Here is a 21,209-nt window from a genome sequence, read left to right on the forward strand (position 1 = left end):
GAATAACTTATTCTTCGTCTTCTGGAAAATCATCTTCATTTACCAAACGACGTGGATCAATTGAACGCCAATCACATTCCATAGGGGTTGCAACATTTTCAATAAAATACATAATTTCATTGGCTGAATCCCACACCTGACTATCTGCTTTGTCTTGAGCAACTACCTTTGCATCTTCACCAAAAGCCGACCAAGCATCAAAAATTTCCTGGCTGGAAGCCGCTGGAATACGACAACGCTCTACACTAGCACGAACATACGCATGAGCAAACGCATTTGCATGTTCTACATTGTAAAATCCCGAAAGGATCTCAACAACCTTATCATCAGCCTCACTGGACAGGTCAAGAATATGCACGACGCACTCTTCTGACGACCCTTTTTGCTCGCTTTTTTGATGATCCAATGAAACTTCTCCTAATTCATACTTTATGATTTAAAAAATATTTGCTCTTATAAACCAGGAACGTGTTGACGTGCAAAATTAATTAAAAACTCACGCCCCTGTTTAACCAAAGGCTGGCCATTATAAGCAATAATATCCGCTGTTGCATAGGTTTCATTCCACAAACTAGGAATAAACGAACCCGTTCCAATACAATCAACGGGGGCTTTTGCTTCTGCAATCATGCGACACTTAGTAAAATCGAACCCTGAAGATGCAATTAATTTAACCTTGTCGTATCCAGCTTCGTCTAATTTTTCGCGCATCCACCAAATAGCTGCTGCTGAAACGCCCATTCCCGCTAAATGAGTTAGTTCTTTTTCAGAGCAGTAACGTTGCAACGTTTCAGGTGCATGGCGCATAATCAGGGCATATGAAAATTGTCGGTTTAAGCCCTCTAAATATCTTCCGCCATGGGTATCCAACCTCAACATAATTTTCCCTTGCGCAGCTAAGTCAGAAAAACGACGACAAACCTCTAATCCATCCGTGACTTCTTTACCGAAATAATCGATTAACACGCCTAATATCTGGTCAGGGTGCTGTTCATGAAACATTTCAGCAGCTCGCACTGTTGATCCTGCATATCCGATCAACGCATGGGGCATAGTTCCCAACCCTGTACCCAAACCGAATATTTTGGCTGTACTGGTACTGGCAGTTCCAATAAATCCTTTTGCTTTACTTTGTCTTTTAGCTGCTTTTGTCCCTACCCATGCTGCATATTCAACCAACTCCTGCATTTCATAACCAGCACAATGGCGAGCACCCATAGCAATGAAATCTGCATTTGGTAAAACCTGCACCATTTGAAATGCATTGCACGCAGCAACGCAACAGGCACCAAGTTTTTGCAACAAGATCGTTTCCAAAGGAACCAACTGTTCAAACGATCCTTTTAAATATAAAATTGGCAAACCAGCCCCAACCCATTCACCTTCTGGAAAAGCAACGTAATAGGTTGCGTTAATTTTTTCTTTTTCAAAAATATTATCCAGCCATCGCAACACTAATCGCGGTGCAGATACGACAGGACGGCGTAAGAAGATGGCATAAACCACCTCCTTATCACCGTAATGTTTAATAATATTTTGCGTCCGATTAAAATAAGCATCTGTACGATCTGAAACCAAATCCATATTTTCTGGTTGGGTTGTAGCAACCATTTTAGAAAATAAACCATCTAGTTCTTTATCGTTTTCTTGAAAACTCATCAAAACCACTTTCAAATGCTAAATGATTATTTATCTTTAGATTGTGCAAAATTACGTTTTGCTAATTCTTCAGCAACTAAAAATGCCATTTCTAAAGATTGTTCAGCATTTAAACGTGGATCACAAAAAGTTTGGTAACGTTGCCCCAAGTCGGCTTCTGTCAAGTGGTGAGCCCCGCCAATACATTCTGTTACATTGGCGCCGGTCATTTCAATATGTATCCCCCCAGGAATAGCCCCTTCGGATGATATCACATCAAAAAATCCCATAACTTCGGATAGGACTGCATCAAAAGGACGTGTTTTCACCCCATCACTGGTTGAAATAGTATTGCCATGCATTGGATCACACAACCAAGTCACAGTTCTTCCCGACTCTTTAATGGCCTTAACAAAAGGTGGCAGCAACTCTTTTACTTTCGTTGCCCCCATACGCACGATTAAAGAAATACGACCTGCCTCATCTTCTGGGTTTAAGATCTCAAGCAACTTTAATAAATCGTCAATATTGGCACTGGGCCCCACTTTAATACCGATTGGATTTTTAATGCCACGCAAAAATTCAACATGTGCCCCATCTGGTTGGCGCGTACGATCCCCAATCCATAAAAAATGTGCAGAACAATTATACCATTCACCCGATGTCGAATCTATTCTGGTTAGGGCTTGCTCATAAGGCAATAACAAGGCCTCGTGCGATGTGTAAAAATCGGTTTCTTGAATTTGAGGTGTATTTTGACCTGTCAATCCGCAAGCACGCATGAAAGCCAAAGTTTCATCAATCTTTTCTGACAAAATTCCATAACGTTTAGCTAACGGCGAACGTTCCACAAAATCCAGATTCCAATGATGCACTTCGTGCAAATTAGCATATCCCCCCGTAGCAAAAGCACGGATCAAATTCAAAGTTCCAGCAGATTGGAAATAAGCCATTTCCATTCGTTTTGGATCAGGCGTGCGTGAAGCTTCGCTAAAATCAATCCCATTAATAATATCGCCACGATAAGATAAATGACTGGCACCATTTTGGGTTTCTATATCAGAAGAACGTGGTTTTGCAAATTGTCCTGCAATACGGCCTATTTTAACCACGGGAACTTTGGCACCATAAGTCAAAACAATTGCCATTTGCAGTAATACACGAAAAACATCCCGAATAATATCGGCAGTGAACTCGTCAAAAATCTCAGCGCAAGGCCCCCCTTGTAATACAAAGGCCTGCCCCTTAGATGCCAAAGCCAACTGTCTTTTTAATCTGCGTGTTTCACCAGAAAACACCAATGGGGGATAGCGATGAAGCTTTTTTTCTGTTTCCTTTAACGCTTCTGCATTAGGATAATGTGGAACATGTTTAATTGGAAAAGAGCGCCAGCTGTCTGGCGTCCAAGAAGAATGTTTTAACCTAGAGTTCGAAGATGGTTCACTCATCGGACATATCCCAATCATTAATTTAAAGTTTAAATATATTAAAATAGCGTTTTATTTAATGAATACAATCACAAATTTTTTTCTGATTCAATTGTAAAAGCTGTAAATATTTTACCGTAATTTTTTCTTTTTCCTATCCTTAAATTACAATTTCATTGAAAAAATTGAAAAAAACGTTTCGTTGTGCAAAAGATGACATCTGAATTAACATGGTTTCAACTATTGTTTTTTTTATATTTTTCTATACATATAAACCTGATTTCATAATAAACTTACAAATTTCTTTTTATTTCTCCTATAGGATTTGGTGCTTATGTTTTTTCGTCCTTCTCGTAGAGCGCTCTTAACAAGTGCTGTTGCCCTGGCTTTTTGTTCGATTATTTCTTTGCAAACCAAAGCTGCATCTGAAAATAGTAATCCACTAAAGGTTGGAATTATCCCTGGACCAGAAAAAGAACTTGCTGTAATTGCGGTCGATGAGGCCAAGAAAAAAGGCTTAGCCGTCAAATTGGTGGATTTTGGAGATTATAATTTACCCAACGAAGCCTTGGTTGGAAAGGACATTGACGCAAATGCATTCCAACATATTCCATTCATGGATGCTCAAGTTAAAGCACGTGGCTATAAATTATCCGTTATTGGGAAAACATGGGTTGAACCCCTTGGTTTTTATTCACATAAGATCAAATCAATCAAAGAATTACCAGATGGTGCAACCATTGCCATTCAAAACGACCCCTCCAATCAGGGACGTGCTTTGATCTTACTGGCTAAAGAGGGATTAATTAAACTAAGCCCTAATGCACCTGCTCTGCCCAGTCTTTCAGATATTGCAGAAAATCCACATCATTTTAAATTCATCAAATTAGACGCTGCACAATTGGCCAGATCACTTGATGATGTAACAATGGCATCGATTAATACAAATTACGTTATTTCATCAGGCATTGATCCAAAATCTGTTTTGTTGCAAGAGGACCGCCTGCACAATCCTTATGCTAATGTGATTGTAGTACGTAAAGGGGATGAAAACCGTCCAGAGTTTAAAACCCTTGTTGAAAGTTTTCACTCTGATGCAGTGAAAAAAGCAATGGAAAATAAATTTCATGGTGCTATCTTGCCTGCTTGGTAAGCCATATTTTGTTTATTTCAGAGTTATGTTCAAATTAAAATGACTACACAATCCGCTGCTGCGTCTGATTTTGATGTCCCCGTTGTCGAATTCCAAAATGTATGTCGCCACTTTGGCGATCATATAGCCTTGTCCAATCTTTCTTTTTCTGTAAAAAAAGCAGAGATACTGGGTATTATCGGACATTCTGGAGCTGGAAAAACAACGTTACTGCGATGTCTTGCGGGTTTGGAAAAACCCGATACAGGTCAGGTCAAAATTGAGGGGAAGGATATGTCAAGTCTTCCCGACAAGGAACTATTACCCTTACGTCAACGCATAGGTTTGGTTTTCCAACATTTTAATTTACTTAGTTCTAAAAACATTCTTAAAAATGTGGCGTTACCACTAAAAATCGCTGGTTATTCCAAAGAACAACGTTATAAAAAAGCCGCAGATTTGCTGGAACTTGTGGGGCTTCCTGATAAGGCTTATCATTATCCTGCACAATTATCTGGCGGCCAAAAACAACGTGTTGGTATCGCAAGAGCTCTGGCAGCAGATCCAGCATTATTATTATGTGACGAGGCAACATCTGCTCTAGACCCTGAAACAACTCGATCAATTATTGATTTGTTATTACATATTAACAAACAGCTTAAATTAACAATCGTCTTGATTACGCACGAGATGAGCGTCATTCGATTGTTGGCTGATCGTGTTATCGTCCTTCAACAGGGAAAAATTATCGAAGAAGGGCCTGTCACGCACGTTTTTTCTCATCCAAAAACTGAAACCACACAACAATTATTAACCGAAGAACAACCCTCGTTACCCGACAGCATCGTAAAGAAATTACACGCTGATGCTCAACCTAACGATTATGCTATTTTACGTGTTGTTATGTTAGGTGACATTGTTAGAAGACCCTTAATTGCGGCCTTACAAAAAGAGCACAATATCTCTGCCATCTTATTAGAAGGCGGTATAACGCATATTCGTGAGATTCCTATTGGCACCTTATTTCTTGCTGTTCCGGCCAAACACAGTCGACAAACCATTGAGGCATTGACTGGTATGGGCGTTGAAACTGTTGAAAGTATTGGTTATGTTCTCCTCTAGTATTGATCAATTTAATACATATATTAGCGCTATCAGTCACATCTCTCCCTATCAGTTGGAACAACTATATTTAGCTATCTGGCAAACCATTGAAATGACTGTTGCCTGTGGTTTTTTAACTCTTCTGGGTGGAATACCAATCGCTCTTTTTTTAATTATTACGGCACCAGGGGGATTATACCCTATGCCTATTTTAAACAAGATTGTAGGCGTTATTATCAATATTTTTCGCTCTATCCCGTTTATTATTTTGCTGGTTGCACTTATTCCTGTCACGCGCTATCTGGTTGGCACAGCCATCGGAACAGAGGCCGCGATCGTACCTTTGACAATTACCACCATCCCTTATTTTGCACGTATTGCAGAAGTTTCTTTAAAAGAAGTGGATAATGGTTTAATCGAAGCCATCAAGGCCATGGGAGGCAGTCGTAAAACCATCATTCGTGAAGTTATCTTACCCGAAGCACTGCCTGGATTAATTTCTGGTTTTACCGTAACCATTATTTTAATTATCGGTATTTCTGCCATGGCTGGAACCATTGGTGCGGGGGGTTTGGGTGATTATGCTATTCAATATGGGTATCAACAATTTCGCCCTGATATTATGGGAATTGTCATTGTTTTATTAGTTGTTATGATTTCAGCCATTCAATGGGTTGGTGACTATCTTGCTCGACGGTTTAATCATCGTTAACCAAGACAAATAAATTTCATTACAAATTCTAACCTATAATAAATAACCTATTTACATAACCCTAATCCTAGTAAGGGTTATGATCCTATTTAAATAAAACATATCGTAAAATAGACACTTAAATCATAATTTTATAATCAAAATAGCCAATCAAATCATACAAAACTACCACAGACGCACCTTGATTTATTCGTATTTTACGACCATACTATGCTTTAATGAAAAGGATACAAATGAAATGAACTGGTTTAAAACAAGCATATATGGATTTTTGATCGCAACCCCTTTGTTTGTCACAAATGGTTATGCCCAAGATATGTCTGTTAATGCAGGCAATGCAGCAACTTTACCAGGGCTTTCTGGACAATCGACCACAACCCATACCCAAGATCGTGGAAGTAATGGTGGTGAGCATATCACTGTTCGTGGGCACAGAGCCCCCCCTCCTGGTTATACATATGCCCCGTCTATGAATATGGAAAAAGGCCCAGATCCAGAACATCAACAAGCATTATCAGAAGCAAAAGACCCAGTTAGCGGGGCAAATTTATCCCGATTTGGGACTGCCTATAGAGAAAGTGGCCCAATGGGTGGCGGAAAATTAGGGGATTCCACAGGGAACGGATGGCTTACCCCTAGATAAGCCATCTCTCATTCTATTGTTTTGGGCTTATTCTTGTTACTTGACGCAAAGTAACAAGTTCTTCTGCTGAAGAAGGGTGAATGCCAATGGTCTGATCAAAATCAGCCTTGGTCAACCCTGCTGCAATAGCCACAGCAAACCCTTGCATTATTTCAGGCGAATCATCCCCAAGCATATGTAGCCCAACAACTTTTTGCGATGCCTTATCAACAATCATCTTGATATAAGTTTTTACCTTACGCTCTGTAAACGAATATTTCATCGCCGTAAACTGAGAAATAAAGACTTCAACATCACCATTTTTGACAGCTTCTTCTTCACTAAGGCCAACACTAGCTAAAGGTGGATTAAAGAAAACAGCTTTAGGGGTTGCATCATAGGCACTGATACGTGTCTTGCCACCATATAAACGATCTGCCAGCGCATGACCTTGGGCAATTGCGACTGGGGTTAAATTAATCTTATCAATCACGTCACCAATTGCATAAATATTGGCAACCGAGGTAGTAAAGTAATCATCTACAATAATTTGGCCTTTTTTTGTAACTTCTATACCCGCTTTATCCAAATTTAAGCCAGAAATATTGGGGTGACGACCCGTTGCAAAGAAAACACAGTCTGTTTCAACGATGTCCCCATTATCCAAATGAACCTGATACGTATCACCAGTTTTGACCACTTTAACAGGAACACGCCCAGTGTGTTGCTTGATATGACGTTCGGCAATCGCATCGTGTAAAGCCTGTCGCATATCCTGATCAAATCCGCGTAAGGGAATGTCTTGACGATAGATCATTTCAACTTGAGATCCCAGACCCGCAAAAATACCAGCAAATTCAATGCCAATATATCCAGATCCAATAATCACCACTCGTTGTGGTCGCTCGGATAGGTAAAAAGCTTGATCAGACGTAATTCCGTACTCGCTGCCTTCTATATCCAACACTGATGGCGAGGATCCAGTCGCAATTAAAATTCGTTCTGCTGTAATTGTTTCTTCTTCAAATGCTTTATCTGACAGGCTGCTTTTTTGAATTTTAACGGTATGAGCATCCTGAAAACTGGCAGCACCTGTGAATAATTTTACCCCAGCCTTTTGTAACATCGATACATAAATACCGTTTAAACGGCCAATTTCATGATCTTTAGCTTGGATTAACTGTTTCCAATGATGCTGCCCCTTTTGCGTATGCCAACCATATCCATGACTATCTTCGACCAGATCGCCAAAAGTGCTTGCAAACATCATCAACTTTTTAGGAACGCATCCTATATTAACACAGGTTCCACCCCAATGTTGTTTTTCGATAACCGCAACACGAGCCCCGTGCAAGGCAGCAATACGCGCGCATCGCACCCCACCAGAACCCGCACCAATAACAATAAGGTCGTAGTCATAGGTCATATTAACTATTGCTCCGCAAATGCTTTTTCAATAACAAAGGAACCTGGTGAATTTCCATTTCCTTCAACGAAACCGCGTTTTTCCAAAATTGACTTAATTTCAACCAACATTTCAGGTGATCCACAGATCATCGCTCTGTCATGTTCAGGATCAATAACGGGCAAATTTGTGTCCGTAAATAATTTACCATTTTCAATTAACGTTGTAATCCTTTCACGTACAGGAAAGTCTTCACGGGTAACAGTAGGATAGTAAATCAACTTTTTCGAAACATCCTCGCCAAGAAATTCGTGTTGAGTCAACTCATTTTGAATATAGTCACGATAAGCCAATTCACCTTTGGTACGGACGCCATGGGTTAAAATAACATGATCGTAATTTTCATAGACGTCTGGGTCGCGAATCAGACTCATAAAAGGTGCAAGCCCTGTACCTGTTGAAAAGAAATATAAATTACGACCTGGTTGCAAATTCGATAATACCAATGTTCCTGTTGGTTTACGTCCAATTAAAACCGTATCTCCAACCTGCATATGACAAAGGCGGGAGGTTAATGGACCATTTGGAACCTTAATCGATAAAAATTCAAGATGTTCTTCGTAATTAGCACTAGCAACACTATAAGCACGTAATAAAGGTTTACCGTTAACTTCGATCCCGATCATACAAAATTGACCATTTTCAAAGCGCAAACTAGAGGAACGAGTGCAAGTAAAAGAAAATAAACGATCTGTCCAATGATGAACGCTCAGAACTTTTTCTGCATTCAAATGGCTATATTCCTTGGTGGGGTCGGTCAGACGAAATGAATCATCAATGACTACAGGTTCAGACATTATAAGTGGGTCTCCTACAAAATAACCTAATTTTTACGTATAAAATACTATATAAACATATGATAAAGTATTTTTACCGTATTCCCTAGCGAAAATGAATAAATTTTTAAATATGCACAGTTTAATTTTTCATATTTAATTTTATCACAACTTATTTTATAAAATATGGATATGATAATCTTTGTTAAAAAATTTACAGTAATAAAACAAAAATCAATGTATTATAGACATTCCTTATTGTATTCAAAATAGTTTTTTATATTTTAATAATCAATTTTGCCTGCATATTTATAATCCCCCTCCTTTCCCATGCCTTTATCTATGGACATCCATGAATTTATCTCCTGCTGAAACAGCTCTACAAAAAGCTTTACAAGAAACCTCTTTAATCCTTTCTGCTCAGGAAGAAGCACGCATGGTGCGCCTGATTGCCCGAAACCTGGCACAAGATACAGATTATATCCTTGCCCCAACCTTTATTAAACTTCTTTGTACCGTTCGCAGAAAAGACTGGGCCAAAAAACTGAACCGTCTTGTTCAAAAAATGGATAAACCTTGGATTCAGTCTGAAGATATCGCGTGGGCAGTTTCCTATATTCATGATCCAGACCCCAGTGATCAGGTTCTATCGGATGCCTTGCAGCAATCACTGAGTAACCGTATTCGACAAAATGGTCATAATGCCATAGAATCCTTTCAAACACTGCATGCAGATTTATTAGACAGCGGCAAACCTGCGCTAAATGCCAAACAAATCCATATGATGGCACAAGATGTTGCTGCAGCATTTGATTTAGACAGTGAAGAGGCCAACCTATTTATCGAAGAAACTCTTTATCAAGATCAAAAACAACGTCAAATAGATAAAGAAATTCACCAAATTGCTCGCGATCGTAAACGCGATGAAATAAAAAAACAAAAAGAATGGGAAAACAGCCTAGTTTCCTTTAAAGAAATCCCCCCTTTATTGCATTGCTCGCACAAAGAGGCTTTAAAGTGGATTGCTGAAAACAAAATCCCAGTCGCTCAAAAAATTAAAAAACACGGTAAAGATATATGGCGATTTGATCCAAAAGAAATCAAAGCATTACGACCTCAGATTACGCATTGGCGCAATGGATCTGTGGGCAAAGATAAAAAAAATAAATATATTAATCTGGGCGATTTAAATATTAAAAATAAAGTCTTGGCCAGCGTTGCAGCCATGGATCGGTATGCAGCTCATTTTATCACTGCACGCAGTCTAAAAAGACGTATAATACTGGTCACAGGCCCCACAAATAGTGGTAAGTCCTATACTGCACTTAAAACAATGGCAGAAAGTGAAAGCGGCATTGCCCTGGCCCCCCTGCGATTGCTAGCCCATGAGTTCAAAGAAGCTTTGGCCGATCGGGGAATTGAAGCCTCCCTTAAAACAGGAGAGGAACGGATTATTGTCCCCAACAGTCGTTTTTTAGCTGCGACTGTCGAGATGTGTCCGATGGATAATCCTGTTGATGTGGCATTAATTGACGAAGCACAAATGTTAACCGACCCTGATCGTGGGGCAGCATGGACGGCTGCGATTATGGGCGTCCCTGCCCGTCAGGTCTTTGTCTTAGGTTCCCCCGAATGTATTCCCATTGTTAAACGTATTGCCAAACTTTGCGATGACCCTTGTGAAGAAATCTCCTTACAACGCAAAAGTGCGTTACAAGTTGCAGAAAAAACAATTTCCTTATCAAAATTACAAGCTGGTGATGCGTTAATTGCTTTTTCCCGCCGTGAGGTTTTGGACTTACGGGCAGTATTGCTGCAAAAAGGGCATCATGTTGCTGTTATTTACGGTGCATTAAGCCCAGAAGTCAGACGGGCAGAAGCAAAACGATTTAACGATGGTGAAGCAGATATTCTAATTGCCACAGATGCTATTGGAATGGGATTAAACCTATCCATTAAACGGGTTATATTCAGTACAATTTATAAATTCGATGGAAATAGCCGCCGTTTATTAACATCGCAAGAAGTTAAACAAATTGGTGGACGTGCTGGGCGATATGGAAAACACGAAACAGGAACTGTTGGATTGCTTGCTGGGGCTGGTGATCCGTCGTTCATTAAACGCCAATTAGACGCCCCCCCTGGCGAAGAAAAAGATCTACGTCCCCTCGTCCAACCCGACAGTGCGATTGTTAGCGCGATTGCCAAGGAAATTAACTCTGACAGTTTGTTTGGTGTTTTAACCCGTTTAAAACGCGCCGTATTACGTGCGGATGATCCCAATTATCGATTGGCAGAAATGGAAGAAACCTTTGCTATTGCCTCCTCTTTAGAGGGGGTACAGGGCCTAGAATTGCGAGACCGTTGGACATACTCGGTATGTCCTGTAGATGATCGGGATAATGGCATTCAACGTTTAACCCGCTGGGCAGCAGATCATGCGGCTGGAAAATCTATCCCTGCCCCAACCATGGGTAAATTACCCCACCCCAGCCGTGCCACCCGTCAAGAGCTTGAACGTGCCGAAAAACGCCACAAACGATTAGTGGCGTGGCGTTGGCTATCTTTACGTTTTCCTGATTTTTATCCTGATCTCGAAAGTGCTGAACAAACGACCAGGGAACTAAATGATTGGATCGAAGCAGTATTAAGACAACAACGCCGTAAAACAGAGTTATAAAAAAATCAACATTATAGATTATGCGTGACTTCTTGTTCAATGTTACCTTATTTTGGTTGGCTGTTATCTTAACTTTCTGTCTAATATCTTATTATAGAAGGAAAAGAATTAAATATAAAAAAATAACAGCCAGCATTTTCTGCATACTTATAATGATTTTAATATATCATATCTACTTAACAATTTACGCAGACCAAATTTTTGAATAAATGAAACGAATAGACTTGCCTTTTATTTACTTTGAAAAAGGTAAGTGCATTCCTTTATCAATTAAACGATCAACGACGCGATCCTTGATCGGTTTCAAAAGATTAGCTGCCCGCAACCCCGCTTGCCTTAGATGCCATAGGCCCTTTTCTTCACGGGTGTAAAGGGTTGCGATAGTATTAGTAACTGTGAACATACCAATTGTTTTCATGCGTAAACGCCGTTCGAATAACCGCAACTGTTTAGCATTCCCCAAATCCTCGCCTCTTTTCAGACCATTTTTAACCTCTTGGGCCAAAATCTCTTGAGCAAGTAAGGCAAAATTATATCCATGTGCAGTAATGGGGTGCATTCCAATAGCTGTGTCCCCAATTAATGCAGTGTGACGTGTTTCGAAACGATTGGCAAAAACAGTTTTCAGCGGGTAAACATGGCGTGATGAAATAACTTCGATCGTTCCTAAACGTCCTTGTAAACGACGCATCATATCAGCATTAAAAGTTACGTCGTCCAATGCACGAACTTTATTCATTTCTTCAGGGGGCAATGATAAAACGATTGATGAAACATTCCCATTTAAGGGTAACAATGCAATTGTTTGTCCTTTGTCAAACCACTGTAAAGCCACACCATTATGCGGCAAATCGTGTTTTACTCGACAAACCATCATGTGACGATGAAAATCGTGCAAATGATATCCTATTCCCAGACTGTCTCGGACTTTGGAAAAACGACCGTCTCCAACGACGGCTAATTTCGCACGCATTGTTCCACCATTATGTTCTATGGTTACGTAATCAACAAAACAACGTAATTTATGGCAAGAATCCTCTGCTAAAACAGTAATCCCTGAACGGCTTCGAACCTCTTCAAAAGAGGCTTGGCGAATTAAATAATTAGGAACAAGATACCCTAAAGATTCCTCATCTTTTCCTTTTGTATCAAAGATTAAAGGATGATTTTCATCACCATTTTCAACACGAGCCTCTTTTAACAATGAAATATCTTGTGGATTAATACGATCCCATACGCCCATTGCCTTCATCAAAGATACGGAGTGATGGGTCAGTGCAATTTCACGACCATCAAAAGACGGATTTTGTAATATTTTTAAAGGAGCTGGATCTAAAAGGATTACATTTAATCCCAAAGCCTCTAATGACAAGGCAGCACTTAATCCAGCAGGTCCACCACCAATAATTACAACGTCATGCATATCTAATGATGTTGACATTTTTTCTTGCTCCATCGAACTTTATTTCAGAAATGAATTCTTATGCTAATCTTAATTTTCACTATCAATTTTAAACTGCACAGGACGACCTTGCCATACAGCAACATAATCATCAACCATCGCTCTTGGTGGCGCTTCGTTTTCCCCACAAGGAGTACCAACAAATAAAAAACCCATCATTCTATATGGGGCTTGCAGCCCCAAACTTTCAACGACCCCTTGATTGGCAATTGGGCCAGTTACCCATTTCACCCCAAATTTTAATGCATGAACAGCGTTTAAAACATTCATAACCGCAGCAGAAGCAGCCATTAATTGTTCATCAATTGATACGCTTGTTTTTTCTGTGATTTGGCGCATTGCCAACGCGATCACCATAGGGGCGCATGAAAAATTATGCTTAACTTTTTGAATATACGATTCTGGATAATCATACTCCGGTTGACGCATTGCATGTTCAACTCTATCAAGCCATTGCTGCCTATATTCCTTGGGGACAAGCACAAATCGCCACGGACGTAAACGACCATGATCGGGGGCACGCATAGAAGCAGATAAAATTTGATGCAATTCTTCATTATTTGGCGCAGGATCTTTTAAAGAACCACAAGAAAAGCGAGAAAGTAAAAATTCAAGATTAGTCATTGTTCCAATCCACTACGAGTATTCCCTTGTACAATAACGTTATTTTGACGATCAGTATCCAAAACAAAAAAGGGCTTAAATCTGTACGATAGTCTATAAAATATAATTTTTCTTATAGTATTCTATTTTAAGAAGATTGTCTTTTCTTTTTCTTGCCTTTATATTTCAGTTATACAGAACCGTTTTTACCAACCTATAAAGACACTTTATATTATGAACAGTCCAAGACAAGTCACCGTTCACCGTCAAACTTCGGAAACAGATATTCATCTTATGTTGAATCTTGACGGTCAGGGGCAATCCAACATTGACACTGGAATTGGTTTCTTTGACCATATGTTAACAGCCTTGTCCAAACACAGTCTGATTAATATGGATATTACCGTAAAAGGCGATCTGCATATAGATTATCATCACAGTGTCGAAGATACAGGAATTGCTTTGGGAGAAGCATTTCGCAAAGCAATCGGTGATAAAAAGGGAATTAGTCGCTTTGGGCAAGCAACTGTCCCTCTTGACGAAGCTCTTAGTGAAGTTGTCATTGATATTTCAGGGCGGCCTTATCTGGCATGGAATGTGGTATTTCCTACTCAAAAAATTGGATTGATGGATACCGAGTTGTTTGAAGAATTCTTTCGAGGTTTTGTTATGAGTGCGCATATTAATTTGCACGCTATCTCTCATGTAGGTCGCAATTCCCATCATATTGCTGAAGCCACGTTCAAAGCCACGGCCCGCGCATTACGCAAAGCATGTGAATTCGATCCACGTGCTTTAAACCATATTCCTTCGACCAAAGGTGTATTGTGAATTTTTTTACAGTTTATACAAATCCCTCATATCCAGATCAGATTAAACTGGTTCCTGAAGGGTTCTCTTGGTTGGTTCTTGTCTTAGGCGCAATTGGGTTATTACTGCAAAAAAGCTGGATCCACGGATTGATTTTTCTTAGTATATATTGTTCATTACGATTTTGGTTGCATCCACCATTCGTTATTTTACTAATCTTTCATTTTGGAATGGCTTGTTTTGCATACCAATTTAAGAGAACCGAATTGCAACTATCAGGGTGGAAAATTAAGACCGTTATTACAGGTAAAAATAAACAATCAGCCTTGCTGCGTCTTCTTGATCGTCATCCCGATCTTCAACAAAAGATATATATATGACTAGCAATCCATCAAATGTTGTTATTATCGATTATAATGGTGGTAATTTAGCCTCTGCCAAACGGGCGACCTTATACGCAGCACAGATGATTAATTTGCCTGTTAATATTGAAATTACAAACGACCCTCAGGCCATTTTGAATGCAGATCGTATTATCTTGCCAGGTCAAGGGGCCTTTGCTGATTGTATGAATGGATTAAAGTCCGTCCCCTACTTGTTGGATGCCCTGAACCAAGCAACCAGCAAAGGGGTTGCATTCCTTGGTATTTGTGTCGGTATGCAATTAATGGCAGAAAGAGGATTGGAACATACAATAACCCAAGGCCTAGGATGGATTAAAGGTGAAATCGCAAAAATGCCCGTTCATGATCTACCTTTACCCCAAATGGGATGGAATGAACTGCAATTCGCTGCCGGCTGTCACCCCATATTAGAGGGGATTACACCAGGAGATCACGCTTATTTCGTGCATTCTTATGCTCTAACCCGTGGTGATCATAAAAATATTATTGCCACAACCGATTATGATGGAATTGTACCTGCAATTGTTGCTCAACGTAATATGATTGGCACTCAATTTCACGTTGAAAAAAGTCAAAAAGTTGGTTTACGAATTATATCAAACTTTTTAACATGGAAACATTCACCCAATCATAATTTATCGTAAAGCTTTAAACAGAATGGACCATCTTACTTCTAACCTTTTACCCAAGATACAAGTAGAACAAATTACTAATCTTGATAATGAAGATGACTTACACTCTGTCAGTGAAACCTTAGAAGCTGCCATACTGGCTGGATATCATTGTAAATGGATCAAGCCCCCTCCTCGTCATTTTATTGAAAGTTATTTCAAAGGCGCTTTTTTAGTTCCAGAAAAAAAGATATTTGTCAGTCGTATGGATGGCAATATCGTTGGAATTTGCGAGGTTAACTTTCCGCCCAAGCAAGAGAATTCACCCCATATTTCCGCCCATATTAATATATTCGCGGTTGCTCCTTATGCGATTAATATTGGAATTGGCCCCCGCCTGCTTACAAAAACAGAGCAAACCGTTACCCAGTTAGGATATCCAATTATCAATATTATTCTAGATGAAACCCAAACAAAATTGTTTCAATTTTACACGAAAAATGGATATCATCATTGGGCAACACACCCCTATTATCAACGTATTAATGGACAGATCGTTAAAGGATTGCTTTTATATAAATCATTTTTAAATCTTCCGTCTTCTTAATCAGGAAAAACCATATTTATGACACCCTCTACTCACCCACATCCACTGACCTTGTATCCAGCGATTGATTTAAAAGGTGGACAATGCGTTCGACTGCGGCAAGGGGAAATGGATCAAGCTACAATTTATTCTGATGATCCTGGAACTCAAGCAAAAGAATGGCAAAATCAGGGATGTAAATGGTTACATGTCGTCGATTTGGATGGTGCTTTTGCAAAAAAGTCTATAAATATCGAAGCAGTACAAGCAATTATTTCAAATGCTAACGTTCCTGTTGAACTGGGCGGTGGGATAAGAGATTTGCAAGCCATTGAATTTTGGTTATCTCAAGGGATCACTCGTATTATTTTAGGCAGTGTCGCTGTAAAAAATCCCAAACTTGTTTATGATGCATGCAAAGCATTTCCTAATCAAATTGTCATTGGGATTGATGCTAAAGCTGGCTTTGTATCCACTGAAGGATGGGCAGAAACCTCAGAAATGAAGGCATTAGATTTAGCTCTACGCCTTCAAGACAGTGGTGCTGCAGCTATCATTTTCACTGAAATCCAACGAGACGGTATGCTTTCAGGGCTGGATCTTGATGCTACTGCTAATCTTGCCCACCATTTGACCATTCCCGTTATTGCCAGTGGTGGTGTTGGTAATTTGGATCATTTACGGGAATTACGTCAAACAGCAAATACAGAACCAGGAATTGAAGGGGTTATTGTTGGACGTGCTTTATATGATGGCCGTATACAGATTGCTGAAGCATTGAAAGTTTTGGAAACATGCTAAAAACACGTGTCATTCCTTGCCTTGATGTAAAAGACGGCCGTGTGGTCAAAGGGGTTAATTTTGTTTCGTTGCGCGATGCGGGTGATCCTGTTGAACAAGCACTGGTCTATGACGCAGCGGGGGCAGATGAATTAACGTTTTTAGACATCACGGCCAGTCATGAAAATAGAAACACTATTTTAGACGTTGTTAGCCGCACAGCAGAGAAAATTTTCCTACCTTTAACGGTTGGTGGTGGTGTCAGATCCACAGATGACATGCGGGCCTTGCTTTTGGCTGGGGCAGACAAATGTGCAATTAATTCCGCAGCAATAAAAACGCCACAACTTATTAATGATGCTGCAAATAAATTTGGCAGCCAATGCGTTGTTGTTGCTATTGATGCGCGTTCAAATGGAAAAGGATCATGGGAAGTATATATCCATGGAGGGCGCAATCCCACTGGGATAGATGCGATTGAATGGTGCCAGCAAATGGCACAAAGAGGTGCTGGAGAATTGTTGTTAACCAGTATGGATCGCGATGGAACAGGGAAAGGGTTTGATCTGGACCTTTTAAAAACAGTTTGTAAATCCGTTAAAGTGCCTGTCATTGCCAGTGGCGGTGTTGGTGAATTGCATCACTTTGCCCAAGGTGCACAAACAGGCGCAACAGGGTTATTGGCCGCCAGCGTCTTTCATTTTGGACAATTTACTATTGCTCAGGTAAAAAAATCCTTGGCAGATGCAAATATTCCAGTACGATTATTAAAATGATATCATAACTTATAAGATCAAAAAGTAATTACCCATGAGCCCACCAATAAATGCCGATATTTTAGAACAGCTTTACAATACTATTCTCTCTCGCAAAAATGCAGATCCTAGCACCAGCTATTCTGCACAACTACTTGCAAAGGGTCCTCATAAAACAGCGCAAAAATTCGGTGAAGAAGCAATTGAATGTCTTATTGAATGTGCCACAGGTAATCAAGCAGAGTTAATTAAAGAAAGTGCTGACGTTTTATATCATTTATTAGTCATGTGGGTCAGCACCGATGTTTCCCCCCAGGATGTTTGGGCAGAACTGCATCGCCGCGAAGGAACCAGTGGAATTATTGAAAAAGCATCTCGTTCTATTCCCTCTTAATATTAACCAAGGAAAATATAATGCCTGCAACTTGCTCTAAATATGATCCTACGAATATCTTTGCTAAAATCCTAAAAAAAGAAGTTCCTTGTAAAGCAATTTACGAAGACGAATTCGTGTTGGTATTTCACGATATCGCCCCCCAAGCGCCTGTCCATGCGTTGGTTATTCCCAAAAACCCTTATATTTCTTTTGCAGATTTTGCCGAACGTGCAGCACCAGAGGAAATGGTTGCTTTTACCCGTGCAGTTGCCAAAGTCGCCAAACAGTTAGGGCTTGGTGATAACGGATATCGTATTATCAGCAACATTGGCAGAGATTCTGGCCAAGAAGTGCCTCATTTTCATTTCCATATTATGGGTGGTAGACCTTTGGGTTTTATGGGCTAATCGTTCTTTATTTAATCATGGCTTCGACACCGTCCAAACCCAACAAAAAAACTCCAGCGATGACTTTAGCAGAAGTTCGAAAATTCATCAAACTTCTAGCTAAAGCAAATCCAGATGCCAAAAGTGAATTAAACTATACAACTCCGTATACGTTATTAGTAGCGGTTGTATTATCAGCCCAAGCAACAGATGCATCTGTTAATAAAGCTACAGAAAAATTGTTCTCTATTGCCTCCACGCCCAAAGCAATGATTGCCTTGGGTGAAGAAGGAGTTGCAAGTTACATTAATTCAATTGGATTATGGCGTGCCAAGTCGCGCAACGTTATCGCCCTATCGCAACAATTATTAGATATTCATCATGGTGAAGTTCCTGGAGAAAGAGAGGCATTAGAGGCATTACCAGGGGTTGGACGTAAAACCGCAAATGTCGTATTAAACATTGCCTTTAACCAAAGCACTATGGCTGTTGATACACATATATTTAGATTGGGTAATCGCACGGGACTAGCCATTGGTAAAAATCCATTAGAAGTTGAAAAAGCTCTGATCAAACGTATTCCCAAGGAATATCTAAGGGAATCTCACCATTGGTTAATTTTACATGGAAGATATGTTTGTAAGGCCAGAAAACCAGAGTGCTGGCGTTGCCCTGCAACCCAAGTATGCCATTACTCTAATAAAAATCTTGTCCCTTAATTATTCGGTTTGTGCCACGGGCATGTTGGGCATACCTCGTTGAATAGGTTCCATAACCCAAGGACGCTTTCCTCTATTTTCCAAGTCATTTTGAATTAGTAGGGGATTCAACCAAATACTGTGCGCCCCACTTGTCCAATTACTTTGTTTGTCAATCGTAATTATGTCAGCGCAAGACGATTTTCCCCACAAAAAAGATACTTCAAGAACCGTCTTCCGACACAGTTCCACGCGAGTACTTAAATCATCAATTGATTTAAAAGTCGCCAGTATTTTTTGGTTAAAAAAATAACAATATTTGTCATTGCAACTTGCAATGCTGTTTGAGGGAATCGTCGTAACATTTTTTAATCCCAGTACTAATTGCCATTGCTCTTTTGTTATACGATCGCATCCCCCTTGACATAAAAATATCAATTGATTTTCTTGTCTGATTCCAATCATGCGTCCATTGGCCGCGGTTAAAATATCAGGTTTGTTAGACCAGAAAACAAATACTAGGCTAATTAAAATAATTCCTAATCCACACCAACGCAGCTTCGTAACACATAAACATAACATACATAACCCTAAAAAATATAACGCTAATCTCCATGGGGGAAAGTAAGGTATCGAGATACTGGCATAAGGTAACCCTGATACTGCTTTTGCTAAAATGATAACCCCTTTGATCCCCCAAGCCATAAGTTGTAGGAAAGGGCTATCAAAACCTAACGGCATCATACATAATGCTAATAAACCTAAGGGCATAATCCACAAAGCTGTCAGTGGCACTGCTATTATATTGGCAAATATGAAATATAAATCGATCTCATGAAAATATGTCATAATAATTGGCACAACGGCTGTTCCTGCTAAAATGCTGACGATTGCAGGTTCAATAATACACACTAAACAAAAACGTCTTATCGATGGCTCGTACCCCGCCCATTTTGTTACAAACAAAGAACAACATCTGTATCCTGAAACCAACGCCATGACGGCGGCCATTGACATTTGAAAAGATACATCCAACACTGAAGCTGGAGACAGCAATAATAAAAATAAAGCAGCAAGCATTAAATTATGCTTAGAAATTACAAGACGCTTATAAAGTAATGCAATCACAACAACAGAGGCCATAATCAAACTGCGCATCGCTGGTAAATGTAATCCTGTTAAAATTAAATATCCACAACCACTCAACCATCCCGTGACAATGGCCATTTCTTTTACGGGTAAATACAAAGTCAAATATTGGCTGCGCAATAATAACCACCGCGTTATGTATCCAATAGTTCCCATTACAATTCCCAAATGTAATCCCGCAATTGCCAATAAATGTGCCAAACCAGATGCAGCAAAGTCATGGCGCACTGAGGCAGGCAGCTCCCCACTCATACCCGTTAATAAAATTTGAGCAATAACCCCTGAAGAATTTGGTAGCTGTTGGCGAATATGATAGGCGATATTTTCACGTAAAGAACGGATCGTTTTAGGCGATTGTTTAGAAATGATCTGAATGGGCTGTAAAGCATACCCATAAGCACCGATATTTGAAAACCATGCTTTAAATTGTAAATCATATCCTCCAACAATCTGTGGGGAATATGGGCGTTGTAACAACACCCTTGCCTTGATCCAGTTTCCAGTTTGGATAGATTGATGATCATTTTTTGAAAGCGTAAATACGATCAAACGCTGCCATTCCTGCTGATCCATTTCGGGGGCTATTAAAAAACGCACATGCTGAACGCCCAACCTTCTTTTTCCTGATGGCAAGTATTCAACAGTTTTCACTTGTCCCTGAATCATCGTTGACCGTGTAGGGACTTGATAAAAAGGGGATTGTTGATGGGTTTGTATCCAAGCAAGACAAAATCCAGCCGCCACCAATGTCACTGACCAACCTAACTGATACAGACCAAGATACGAGGTCGCATAACAACGTATCCCAACGATAATAACAGTCCCAAAAACAAAAAAAGCCATCCCCCAATAAAGGGATGGTTCAACTGGCAATAAAAAGTAAATTAAACATCCAGCTGCAAAAGCAACAGGGATCCATAATTTTAATGTCTCGGTTTCGATTTGCCAATACTGAAAAAACTTGTGCCACACTTTAAAAATAGCAACTAACCTTCATATATCTCATCATATTACTTGGTTAATTTTTTCAACA

General features: G+C 39.8%; 22 protein-coding genes. 14 read left to right on the forward strand and 8 right to left on the reverse strand.

Annotation, left to right across the window (positions count from 1 at the left end; all coding sequences use genetic code 11):
* Positions 1 to 7 precede the first annotated feature (7 nt).
* From QJV27_RS03700 to QJV27_RS03710, 3 genes are read right to left on the reverse strand one after another with little or no spacing between them, the layout of a single operon-like run.
* A complete protein-coding gene (locus QJV27_RS03700; RefSeq protein WP_281447628.1) occupies positions 8 to 406 on the reverse strand; it encodes a hypothetical protein in 399 nt (132 codons plus the stop codon).
* 47 nt (positions 407 to 453) lie between these two features.
* Positions 454 to 1,659 (reverse strand): beta/alpha barrel domain-containing protein, encoded by a 1,206-nt coding sequence (locus QJV27_RS03705; protein ID WP_408869614.1) that lies wholly within the window; start codon positions 1,657 to 1,659, stop codon positions 454 to 456.
* A 26-nt stretch (positions 1,660 to 1,685) separates the two neighbouring features.
* Positions 1,686 to 3,086, reverse strand: coding sequence for a class II 3-deoxy-7-phosphoheptulonate synthase (locus QJV27_RS03710; RefSeq protein ID WP_281447629.1), 1,401 nt, complete (start codon positions 3,084 to 3,086; stop codon positions 1,686 to 1,688).
* Positions 3,087 to 3,399: 313 nt separating this feature from the next.
* Here QJV27_RS03710 and QJV27_RS03715 point away from each other — a divergent pair, with 313 nt between their 5' ends.
* From QJV27_RS03715 to QJV27_RS03730, 4 genes are all read left to right on the forward strand, one after another.
* Positions 3,400 to 4,218: a MetQ/NlpA family ABC transporter substrate-binding protein gene (locus QJV27_RS03715; RefSeq protein ID WP_281447630.1), complete on the forward strand. Its 819-nt coding sequence runs from the start codon at positions 3,400 to 3,402 to the stop codon at positions 4,216 to 4,218.
* 39 nt (positions 4,219 to 4,257) lie between these two features.
* The gene (locus QJV27_RS03720) at positions 4,258 to 5,319 is read left to right on the forward strand and encodes a methionine ABC transporter ATP-binding protein (protein WP_281447631.1); all 1,062 of its coding nucleotides are present in this window, start codon (positions 4,258 to 4,260) and stop codon (positions 5,317 to 5,319) included.
* A 40-nt stretch (positions 5,320 to 5,359) separates the two neighbouring features.
* A complete protein-coding gene (locus QJV27_RS03725; protein WP_281448965.1) occupies positions 5,360 to 6,013 on the forward strand; it encodes a methionine ABC transporter permease in 654 nt (217 codons plus the stop codon).
* Between the two features lie 238 nt (positions 6,014 to 6,251).
* On the forward strand, positions 6,252 to 6,656 hold the full coding sequence (locus QJV27_RS03730) for a hypothetical protein (RefSeq protein ID WP_281447632.1): 405 nt from the start codon (positions 6,252 to 6,254) through the stop codon (positions 6,654 to 6,656).
* A 13-nt stretch (positions 6,657 to 6,669) separates the two neighbouring features.
* On the opposite strand, the gene gorA is transcribed toward QJV27_RS03730, so the two are convergent.
* Positions 6,670 to 8,061 carry a glutathione-disulfide reductase gene (gene gorA, locus QJV27_RS03735; RefSeq protein WP_281447633.1) on the reverse strand — a complete coding sequence of 464 codons (1,392 nt, stop codon included), beginning with the start codon at positions 8,059 to 8,061 and terminating at the stop codon, positions 6,670 to 6,672.
* Between the two features lie 5 nt (positions 8,062 to 8,066).
* On the reverse strand, positions 8,067 to 8,897 hold the full coding sequence (locus QJV27_RS03740) for a ferredoxin--NADP reductase (RefSeq protein WP_281447634.1): 831 nt from the start codon (positions 8,895 to 8,897) through the stop codon (positions 8,067 to 8,069).
* A gap of 331 nt (positions 8,898 to 9,228) precedes the next feature.
* On the opposite strand from QJV27_RS03740, the gene QJV27_RS03745 reads away from it, so the two are divergent.
* Positions 9,229 to 11,556 (forward strand): helicase-related protein, encoded by a 2,328-nt coding sequence (locus tag QJV27_RS03745; protein WP_281447635.1) that lies wholly within the window; start codon positions 9,229 to 9,231, stop codon positions 11,554 to 11,556.
* Positions 11,557 to 11,791: 235 nt separating this feature from the next.
* Here QJV27_RS03745 and ubiM read toward each other — a convergent pair whose 3' ends face one another.
* Together ubiM and QJV27_RS03755 are read right to left on the reverse strand one after the other, a co-directional pair.
* Positions 11,792 to 12,997, reverse strand: coding sequence for a 5-demethoxyubiquinol-8 5-hydroxylase UbiM (gene ubiM / locus QJV27_RS03750; RefSeq protein ID WP_281447636.1), 1,206 nt, complete (start codon positions 12,995 to 12,997; stop codon positions 11,792 to 11,794).
* A gap of 51 nt (positions 12,998 to 13,048) precedes the next feature.
* The gene (locus QJV27_RS03755) at positions 13,049 to 13,642 is read right to left on the reverse strand and encodes a nitroreductase family protein (RefSeq protein ID WP_281447637.1); all 594 of its coding nucleotides are present in this window, start codon (positions 13,640 to 13,642) and stop codon (positions 13,049 to 13,051) included.
* A 213-nt stretch (positions 13,643 to 13,855) separates the two neighbouring features.
* On the opposite strand from QJV27_RS03755, the gene hisB reads away from it, so the two are divergent.
* From hisB to nth, 9 genes are read left to right on the forward strand one after another with little or no spacing between them, the layout of a single operon-like run.
* On the forward strand, positions 13,856 to 14,452 hold the full coding sequence (hisB, locus tag QJV27_RS03760; protein ID WP_281447638.1) for an imidazoleglycerol-phosphate dehydratase HisB: 597 nt from the start codon (positions 13,856 to 13,858) through the stop codon (positions 14,450 to 14,452).
* Positions 14,449 to 14,811 (forward strand): hypothetical protein, encoded by a 363-nt coding sequence (locus tag QJV27_RS03765; RefSeq protein ID WP_281447639.1) that lies wholly within the window; start codon positions 14,449 to 14,451, stop codon positions 14,809 to 14,811. The genes hisB and QJV27_RS03765 overlap by 4 nt, the downstream gene beginning before the upstream one ends.
* Positions 14,808 to 15,479 carry an imidazole glycerol phosphate synthase subunit HisH gene (hisH, locus tag QJV27_RS03770; protein ID WP_281447640.1) on the forward strand — a complete coding sequence of 224 codons (672 nt, stop codon included), beginning with the start codon at positions 14,808 to 14,810 and terminating at the stop codon, positions 15,477 to 15,479. Before QJV27_RS03765 ends, hisH begins: the two co-directional genes overlap by 4 nt.
* Before the next feature lie 13 nt (positions 15,480 to 15,492).
* Positions 15,493 to 16,053 carry a GNAT family N-acetyltransferase gene (locus QJV27_RS11110; RefSeq protein ID WP_346771183.1) on the forward strand — a complete coding sequence of 187 codons (561 nt, stop codon included), beginning with the start codon at positions 15,493 to 15,495 and terminating at the stop codon, positions 16,051 to 16,053.
* Between the two features lie 18 nt (positions 16,054 to 16,071).
* On the forward strand, positions 16,072 to 16,833 hold the full coding sequence (gene hisA / locus QJV27_RS11115) for a 1-(5-phosphoribosyl)-5-[(5-phosphoribosylamino)methylideneamino]imidazole-4-carboxamide isomerase (protein WP_346771184.1): 762 nt from the start codon (positions 16,072 to 16,074) through the stop codon (positions 16,831 to 16,833).
* Positions 16,827 to 17,588, forward strand: a complete 762-nt coding sequence (hisF, locus tag QJV27_RS03780; RefSeq protein ID WP_281447641.1) for an imidazole glycerol phosphate synthase subunit HisF — start codon at positions 16,827 to 16,829, stop codon at positions 17,586 to 17,588. Before hisA ends, hisF begins: the two co-directional genes overlap by 7 nt.
* Before the next feature lie 34 nt (positions 17,589 to 17,622).
* Complete coding sequence (locus QJV27_RS03785; protein WP_281447642.1) at positions 17,623 to 17,961, forward strand: phosphoribosyl-ATP diphosphatase; 339 nt, start codon at positions 17,623 to 17,625, stop codon at positions 17,959 to 17,961.
* A 20-nt stretch (positions 17,962 to 17,981) separates the two neighbouring features.
* A complete protein-coding gene (locus tag QJV27_RS03790) occupies positions 17,982 to 18,350 on the forward strand; it encodes a histidine triad nucleotide-binding protein (protein ID WP_281447643.1) in 369 nt (122 codons plus the stop codon).
* Between the two features lie 17 nt (positions 18,351 to 18,367).
* Positions 18,368 to 19,048 (forward strand): endonuclease III, encoded by a 681-nt coding sequence (gene nth, locus QJV27_RS03795; RefSeq protein WP_281447644.1) that lies wholly within the window; start codon positions 18,368 to 18,370, stop codon positions 19,046 to 19,048.
* Here the strand turns inward: nth and QJV27_RS03800 are convergent, their stop codons facing one another.
* Complete coding sequence (locus tag QJV27_RS03800; RefSeq protein ID WP_281447645.1) at positions 19,049 to 21,148, reverse strand: ComEC/Rec2 family competence protein; 2,100 nt, start codon at positions 21,146 to 21,148, stop codon at positions 19,049 to 19,051. It lies immediately after the preceding gene.
* Positions 21,149 to 21,209 lie beyond the last annotated feature (61 nt).

Source organism: Commensalibacter oyaizuii (assembly GCF_029953265.1).
GTDB lineage: Bacteria > Pseudomonadota > Alphaproteobacteria > Acetobacterales > Acetobacteraceae > Commensalibacter > Commensalibacter oyaizuii.

Bases quoted from the DNA above. Each gene is read 5' to 3' on its own strand.
- QJV27_RS03705 (WP_408869614.1), bottom strand. From the start codon at position 1,659: ATGAGTTTTCAAGAAAACGATAAAGAACTAGATGGTTTATTTTCTAAA.
- QJV27_RS03710 (WP_281447629.1), bottom strand. From the start codon at position 3,086: ATGAGTGAACCATCTTCGAACTCTAGGTTAAAACATTCTTCTTGGACG.
- QJV27_RS03715 (WP_281447630.1), top strand. From the start codon at position 3,400: ATGTTTTTTCGTCCTTCTCGTAGAGCGCTCTTAACAAGTGCTGTTGCC.
- QJV27_RS03720 (WP_281447631.1), top strand. From the start codon at position 4,258: ATGACTACACAATCCGCTGCTGCGTCTGATTTTGATGTCCCCGTTGTC.
- QJV27_RS03730 (WP_281447632.1), top strand. From the start codon at position 6,252: ATGAACTGGTTTAAAACAAGCATATATGGATTTTTGATCGCAACCCCT.
- gorA (WP_281447633.1), bottom strand. From the start codon at position 8,061: ATGACCTATGACTACGACCTTATTGTTATTGGTGCGGGTTCTGGTGGG.
- QJV27_RS03740 (WP_281447634.1), bottom strand. From the start codon at position 8,897: ATGTCTGAACCTGTAGTCATTGATGATTCATTTCGTCTGACCGACCCC.
- QJV27_RS03745 (WP_281447635.1), top strand. From the start codon at position 9,229: ATGAATTTATCTCCTGCTGAAACAGCTCTACAAAAAGCTTTACAAGAA.
- ubiM (WP_281447636.1), bottom strand. From the start codon at position 12,997: ATGTCAACATCATTAGATATGCATGACGTTGTAATTATTGGTGGTGGA.
- QJV27_RS03755 (WP_281447637.1), bottom strand. From the start codon at position 13,642: ATGACTAATCTTGAATTTTTACTTTCTCGCTTTTCTTGTGGTTCTTTA.
- hisB (WP_281447638.1), top strand. From the start codon at position 13,856: ATGAACAGTCCAAGACAAGTCACCGTTCACCGTCAAACTTCGGAAACA.
- hisH (WP_281447640.1), top strand. From the start codon at position 14,808: ATGACTAGCAATCCATCAAATGTTGTTATTATCGATTATAATGGTGGT.
- QJV27_RS11110 (WP_346771183.1), top strand. From the start codon at position 15,493: ATGGACCATCTTACTTCTAACCTTTTACCCAAGATACAAGTAGAACAA.
- hisA (WP_346771184.1), top strand. From the start codon at position 16,072: ATGACACCCTCTACTCACCCACATCCACTGACCTTGTATCCAGCGATT.
- hisF (WP_281447641.1), top strand. From the start codon at position 16,827: ATGCTAAAAACACGTGTCATTCCTTGCCTTGATGTAAAAGACGGCCGT.
- QJV27_RS03785 (WP_281447642.1), top strand. From the start codon at position 17,623: ATGAGCCCACCAATAAATGCCGATATTTTAGAACAGCTTTACAATACT.
- QJV27_RS03790 (WP_281447643.1), top strand. From the start codon at position 17,982: ATGCCTGCAACTTGCTCTAAATATGATCCTACGAATATCTTTGCTAAA.
- nth (WP_281447644.1), top strand. From the start codon at position 18,368: ATGGCTTCGACACCGTCCAAACCCAACAAAAAAACTCCAGCGATGACT.